This window comes from Petrachloros mirabilis (assembly GCF_975968855.1).
On record NZ_CDLUDY010000204.1, the window covers coordinates 1 to 6,317 of the forward strand.

A 6,317-nucleotide genomic window follows, 5' to 3' on the forward strand; every position below is an offset into this window, starting at 1 on the left:
ATATCCTGTTTCGACATTAGAGATTTTTAACTACATCTTAACACGCCGTTAATCTTTCGCTGTTACAGTCGTGCTCGCAGTAATTAATCTGAATCTTTCGCAGGAGGTGGGCAACATGACTTGTCAAAAATGCCAAGGCTTGATGATCACTGAATCGAGGCCGGATTTTTCACCTGAGGGGACCGTGTTGCGGTGTATCAACTGCGGATTGGTTCTCGATCCGTTAATCCAGCAGAACCGAATGATCAAGGTTCATGCGAAGCACGCGACATTACATGCCGCGTGAAGTCGTTTACGCTTCCACGGACCCGACCGATTCGTACGGAAGACTTGTCGTACGGATCGGAGCGGGCGGGTGTGGACGTTGCGTTTGTGGTCAGACCGAAAACTCCGCCCAGAGGAACGTATGGTCTGAGGGGTCTTTCGCTCTCCGCGGCTCGACGTCCACGTCTACCCTCTTACACCTCTCCGCCAACGACGCCGTCGCCAGAATATGGTCGATGCGCCAGCCTTTATTCGCCTCAAGCGAACTCGGTGCCCGGTAATCCCAAAACGTAAACTGTTGTCGCTCAGGGTACAGTTTCACGAACACGTCTTGAAACCCCCAGGCCCTCGTTTCCTCGTAGGCTTTCCTCGCATCTTCGTGGTAGCAGACGTGCTTGAGATGTTTCTCTGGACTATGGACGTCCATCGGTCTGGGCGCAACATTCATATCGCCACACCAGATCGCCGGCTTGTCTGATGAGAGGTGCTTCTCGAAATACCGGCGCAGACGCTTGAACCACTCGAGCTTGTAAGCGTACTTGGGTGAATCGATCTCGAAGCCTTGCGGAATATACGTGTTGATGATCGGAATGCCATCGATTACGACATGCAGCAATCTCGGCTCGTCCGGTTCACCTCCGTCGTCGAGCCCGGCCCTCACCGATTCAGGTTTTTTCCTGCTCAGAACGGCAACCCCGTTGTAGGACTTCATGCCACGAAACGTGACTTCGTACCCCGATGGCGCAAGCGCCAATAAGGGGAATTCGCTGTCCTGGACTTTCGTTTCCTGGAGACAGAGGACGTCTGGATGCTGCTGCTCAAGCCACTCCAGCACGATCTGAAGGCGCTTCCGCAGGGAGTTGACGTTGAATGTAGCGATTTTCACGATGCAACCGTCCTAGCGGTGGCGATGCTAACAGATGAGGGGGACAGGAGCAACCTGTGATGAAAGGCGAAGACAGTTCAGGGAGTTGATTTCAGGTAACGGCGCAAAATCGCCTGTTCGACACGGGAGCGTCCCCGATCGGGAGCAGGGAACCTTAACACCAGCTGTATTCTACCAGGTTCAGGCAATTGAACGCTTACTCGCGGTTCAGGTGAAGGAGCTTCGAGCAGATTCGTTTTTTCCAATAATTTCATCTGCCGGCCGGCCTCGTCCATGAACGACGCGCATTCCGCTCTCGCCGATTCCAAGAGGCGGCATTCTGCATCCTGCCAATCCTCTTCGGCCTTCAAGGGGATGGTCAGCGTATAGAGTCCATAATCCTGGGTGGGATTCTCCTTCACCAGGGCATTGGTAAACAGGAGGCTGTTGGGAAATATAGTGACGCGGCCTGTATACAGATGCGACGATGGGCCTGGTCCTATTTCCAGCAACTTCGTCGCGAACATGTCATGATCCAACACGACACCACGATACCCGGCGATTTGAATACGATCGCCGACCGAATAGACCTTTCCTCCGACTCGTAGCGCCGCTCCGCTCCAGCAGAGGATGAGTTCTTTCGTTGCCAGGACGAGGGCCGCCGCCAACGCAACCAGCGAAACGGCAAAGGCCTGGAGTTCGTGCGCCCAGATAACGAACAGTCCGACCAAGAGGCCGAAGAGCATCGTGTTGCGGACCGACACCACCCAACGGCGCTTGGCCTCAATCGTCAGAGCCTGGTTCTTGGCAATCGAGCGAACGATGAGGGTTCGGGCGATCAGCAAGGACAACAGGAGAAGGAGCGACTTGATACAGTCGAGCACGACTGCACTATCGATGTGCGGCATCCAGTTTGGCATCGGTTACCGCAAGGCGCTCATATTCGTTTGGACATGGGAATAGGCATAAGGGGAGATTACTCGGCTTTTAGGGACTCGCGTGTCCCCGGGACACATTCTTCACGTTTCCAATTCTTGAGGATCTTCTCTTCATTGAACGTCAAGGTATATCGGTAGCAATAGAGCGTTTCCTTTGGCCCTTCACCAGGCTTGGCGAACAGCGAAGCGGCTTGCTGTGTCGCGTTGGTAAGGCTGGAGATATTCATCGGACTGAGCTCTCGCTCCGACATAGGGACGCGATAAGTCCAAACCGTATCACCACCGAGCGCAGGAGTCTTCGACGTATGCGGAGGTCCCATCTTCTCGGTTACCTCCTCCTGAGTCAGACTATCTACTCCGCTCTTGAAATAGCCATCACGCCAGGGACCGCCGCAAGCCATCAAGAGGCAGGCCAGAAGCAAGACCCATGATGTGGAAAGGAGCCGATCTGTTCTTCTACCGAGGGGCGTCATGATGTGGGCGATCTTGAAGCTGCTGCATCCTTTTGATCGAACAGTAGAGCGCATAACCTTGGGCCAACATGCCCGTGACCAATAACCCAAGAGCCGTCTGCAACCAGCGCGATCCCGGTTCGTCGAGCCCGTACATGCCCAAGATGAAGCCCAGGGCGATGGCGACGATCCCGACGAAACGTCCAATCATCGCGTTCATACGCCAGTTCACGGGAGACCGAGAATGGTTCGACTCGGGCATAGCGCTACGCTACAACGGAAGACGGGAGCGGTTCAACTCCGCTTAGCGCGAATCTCACGGGCTTGAAGGTCCATGGTCATTGCCTCATCCTGCCGACCAAGTTTCCGTAACACATTGGCCAGATCTTCCAACGTCTTCGCAACCTCCGGATGTGAAGGCCCCAACGACTCTTCCCTGATCGCGAGGGCACGTCGATACAAGGGCTCGGCCTTTTCCGGCTGCCCCCGAGAGACCTTGAGCTGCGCCAAGTTGGCAAGACTCAACGCCACGTCGACATGGTGAGGACCCAACAGCTTCTCCTTGATGGCCAGCGCTCTGGTCAGCAAGGGTTCGGCCTGTTCATACTGACCGTACATTCGGTGGAGGACGCCGAGGTTGTTCAAGGTCGCGGCCACATCCGGATGATTTTCACCGTGCACCGCTTGATAAATCTTCAGCGCCTGCAGAAAGACCGGTTCTGCCTCGACGTGTTTCCCTTGCCCGGCATAGACCTGCGCCAGATGAGAGAGGCTCACCGCCACCCTTTGATCCTCCCGGCCGAATTCCTCGGCCTTCTTGACGGCCACAAGGTATATCCGTTCAGCTTCGACATAGTTTCCCTGCTGCACGGCCGTTTGACCGGCGGCCATGGCCGACTCCCAACTTTGTTCTTGGCAGGCAACGAAAGAAGCCGCACAGACGACAGCTATGATAAGAGCAATGAACCGTCTGAGATTCATGACGCTTCCACCTGATCGACAAGTGATTCCGCCGGATACGTGAGAATCTCCGCAAGTGTCGGATGGTAATGCGGCATGCGCAGGAGATCCGCAGCCGTCCCGTTGTAGTACATGACGGCGATCAACTCATGAATCAGCTCGCCGGCTTCAGGACCGACGATCTGCGCACCAATGAGTTGCCCGTTAGAAGGCGACGCGAGCAACTTGACGAACCCGTGGAGGGCGCCACGACACAACGCTTTCCCGTGATCGGCAAACGGGTAAGACGCGCACAGGTATGGAATGTCCTTCGCGCGACAGACCCGTTCGCTTAGCCCTGCAACTGCGACTTGCGGTTCCGTAAATACCACTTCCATATCCAGGCGATGGTCGACTTTTCTCGGGAGGCTGTCCGCATGCGTGGCATTGTACCCGGCCACCTCCCCTTGTTGAATCGCCAGATGGACGATGGGCGTAAGATCGTTGACGTCTCCCACCGCATAAATATGTGGCTGCGAGGTCCGCATCGTGTCATCAACCGCGATCATACCATCCTGGACTCGTATCCCCGCTGCTTCAAGGTTTAACCCAGATATATTCGGTCGACGGCCCAGGGCTTGAAGAATGGTCTCGCCGCTGAAAGCGTGCTCCTTGTCGCCCTGTTTCACCGAAACAACCTTTTGCTTTCCTCTACAAGCCACGTGTTGCAGGTGTACACCGGTAACGATCTCGATCCCCTCTTCGCGCAATGCCGCTTCCAGGGCAATTCCGACATCCTCGTCCATCTGCGAGAGGATCGTGCGGCCCCGTTGGAGAATGGTTACTCTGCTACCGACCCGGGCGAAGAACTGGCCTAACTCGACCGCCACAGGTCCGCCGCCAAGAACGATCAACGATTCAGGCTGCATGCGCAGATCGAGAATGCTGTCACTTGTCAGGTATCCCGCCTCCGACAGTCCAGGTACCGGTACAAGGCTCGGCGACGAGCCGGTAGAAATGATGAAGGAGCGGGCAGACAGGACCACATCACCCGCTGTGATTTCATGGGGCGAACGAAAGGCGGCCCGTTCTTGGTACAGGGTGAATTCCGGATCCTGCAACTGCCGAACACGATAATCGGTAAACTCTTGGACTAGCCGATTTTTTCGATCGACGATGGCTGACAGATCGGCACGGGTCCCTCCGGTAGAAAAGCCGAATTCCCGGCTCCGGCGAAGCAGGGCGCCGACTTCGGCTGAGCGGAGAATGGCCTTTGTGGGCATGCAGCCCCGAAGAATACAGAGGCCTCCGAGCGGGCCATGGTCTACAATAGCCACGTCTGCGCCTGCTGCCTGGGCCGTCCGCGCTGCCGCATAGCCTGCAGATCCTCCTCCGATTACGATAATATCGTGCGACTTGTGCAAAGGATTCGACACTGTGATTCCTTTCTCCATTTCCGTATAGTACGGAGCACAGGGAGAATACACGATGATCCAGCCTGGTCGCTATCGTCATTACAAGGGGAAAGAATACGAAGTCATCGGGATGGCTACGCACAGTGAAACGGAGGAAAAGTACGTCGTGTACCGGGCCCTCTACGGCGAGCAGGGACTGTGGGTCAGGCCTGTCGCGATGTTCCTCGAAAGCATCCTCGTAGAGGCCTTACCCGTTCCCCGATTTACGCGGATCTCTGACTGAGACGCTGCCCGGTTCCAGTGTAGACTCGAGCAGGCCGTGGCTGCCACGTCCCGAACATGCTCTTCTTCCCCACCGCTACGGCAGCCAGGTCCACCTTGCGAAGGTCGCCGCTTGCCCTACCTGTTTTCCGGCAGGATCCAGCACGTTCCATATCAATGCATTCTCGACCAAAAATCGCTTTCCCATCTTTGTGATCCTTACCCCCCGATAGGTATCGATATAGCCGCGCGTCTTCGCCAGTTCCAACATGCGTTCCCGTTCCGCACGATTGACCGGTTCGGCTGTCAAGCGAGACGGCGTCTTCACCAATTCATCCCAACTGATTTCCCAGAGATCCAACGCCGTCCGATTTCCATAATTCAGAATCGGGTCGACCTCCATGCCATGCGAGACCACAACTGCCGGCCACTCGAACAATGCTCGAGACTGGAGTTCAAGCCGACCGGTCCGCTTGATCAGATCGCGGTTCGTCCAATGGCGATAACTATCGAGGAGTTGTTGCGTCCATTCTTGGATTACTGGATCCTGCCACGGTTCCACACACATCAAGCCATTTCCTCCCGAGCGAGCAGCCTGCCTGGTACCACGTCCGGCTCACTGACGCAAGGTACAGACATACCTCTTGTAAAGAATACCGTCGGAGTCTGTATAATATCGCCTCCCGAGTGATACGCATCAAGGAGTAGACATGGCTGGTCAGACTCTCTTCGACAAGATCTGGGAATCCCACGTTGTCCGATCCGAGCCGGATGGCACGACACTGCTCTACATCGACCGTCAGTTGGTCCACGAAGTCACGTCACCGCAGGCGTTCGAAGGATTGAAACTGTCGAATCGCCGCCCGCGACGTCCAGGCGCGACACTCGCGGTGCCCGACCACAATGTCCCGACAACCGATCGGCGACTTGGTGTGGCCGATCCCGTCAGCGCCCTCCAGATCAAAACGTTGGAGGACAACTGCCGTGAATTCGGGATTGCTCTCTTCGGAATGAATGATATCCGCCAAGGCGTCGTGCACGTCATCGGCCCCGAACAGGGTTTTACCCTTCCCGGAACCACGATTGTCTGCGGTGATTCGCACACGTCAACCCACGGAGCGTTCGGTGCCTTGGCCTTCGGAATCGGCACGAGCGAAGTCGAGCATGTGCTGGCAACACAATG

10 protein-coding genes are annotated in these 6,317 nt (G+C 56.1%); 3 read left to right on the forward strand and 7 right to left on the reverse strand.

Annotation, left to right across the window (positions count from 1 at the left end):
- Positions 1-115: 115 nt before the first annotated feature.
- Positions 116-286, forward strand: a complete 171-nt coding sequence (locus ACWVCN_RS08190; protein ID WP_455245074.1) for a hypothetical protein — start codon at positions 116-118, stop codon at positions 284-286.
- A 90-nt stretch (positions 287-376) separates the two neighbouring features.
- Here the strand turns inward: ACWVCN_RS08190 and xth are convergent, their stop codons facing one another.
- The 6 genes from xth to ACWVCN_RS08220 form a co-directional block, all read right to left on the reverse strand.
- The gene (gene xth / locus ACWVCN_RS08195) at positions 377-1,150 is read right to left on the reverse strand and encodes an exodeoxyribonuclease III (protein ID WP_455245075.1); all 774 of its coding nucleotides are present in this window, start codon (positions 1,148-1,150) and stop codon (positions 377-379) included.
- Positions 1,151-1,227: 77 nt separating this feature from the next.
- A complete protein-coding gene (locus ACWVCN_RS08200) occupies positions 1,228-2,037 on the reverse strand; it encodes a hypothetical protein (RefSeq protein WP_455245076.1) in 810 nt (269 codons plus the stop codon).
- 68 nt (positions 2,038-2,105) lie between these two features.
- Positions 2,106-2,540: a hypothetical protein gene (locus ACWVCN_RS08205; RefSeq protein WP_455245077.1), complete on the reverse strand. Its 435-nt coding sequence runs from the start codon at positions 2,538-2,540 to the stop codon at positions 2,106-2,108.
- Complete coding sequence (locus tag ACWVCN_RS08210) at positions 2,524-2,730, reverse strand: hypothetical protein (protein WP_455245078.1); 207 nt, start codon at positions 2,728-2,730, stop codon at positions 2,524-2,526. Before ACWVCN_RS08210 ends, ACWVCN_RS08205 begins: the two co-directional genes overlap by 17 nt.
- An 83-nt stretch (positions 2,731-2,813) precedes the next feature.
- Positions 2,814-3,500 (reverse strand): tetratricopeptide repeat protein, encoded by a 687-nt coding sequence (locus tag ACWVCN_RS08215; RefSeq protein WP_455245079.1) that lies wholly within the window; start codon positions 3,498-3,500, stop codon positions 2,814-2,816.
- The gene (locus tag ACWVCN_RS08220; protein ID WP_455245080.1) at positions 3,497-4,894 is read right to left on the reverse strand and encodes a dihydrolipoyl dehydrogenase family protein; all 1,398 of its coding nucleotides are present in this window, start codon (positions 4,892-4,894) and stop codon (positions 3,497-3,499) included. Before ACWVCN_RS08220 ends, ACWVCN_RS08215 begins: the two co-directional genes overlap by 4 nt.
- A 52-nt stretch (positions 4,895-4,946) precedes the next feature.
- Between ACWVCN_RS08220 and ACWVCN_RS08225 the strand changes: the two genes are divergently transcribed.
- Positions 4,947-5,156 carry a DUF1653 domain-containing protein gene (locus tag ACWVCN_RS08225; protein WP_455245081.1) on the forward strand — a complete coding sequence of 70 codons (210 nt, stop codon included), beginning with the start codon at positions 4,947-4,949 and terminating at the stop codon, positions 5,154-5,156.
- 75 nt (positions 5,157-5,231) lie between these two features.
- Here the strand turns inward: ACWVCN_RS08225 and ACWVCN_RS08230 are convergent, their stop codons facing one another.
- On the reverse strand, positions 5,232-5,702 hold the full coding sequence (locus ACWVCN_RS08230) for an MEKHLA domain-containing protein (RefSeq protein WP_455245082.1): 471 nt from the start codon (positions 5,700-5,702) through the stop codon (positions 5,232-5,234).
- Between the two features lie 142 nt (positions 5,703-5,844).
- On the opposite strand from ACWVCN_RS08230, the gene ACWVCN_RS08235 reads away from it, so the two are divergent.
- Positions 5,845-6,317 (forward strand): aconitase family protein (locus tag ACWVCN_RS08235; RefSeq protein ID WP_455245083.1); only part of this gene is annotated, 473 nt, incomplete at its 3' end.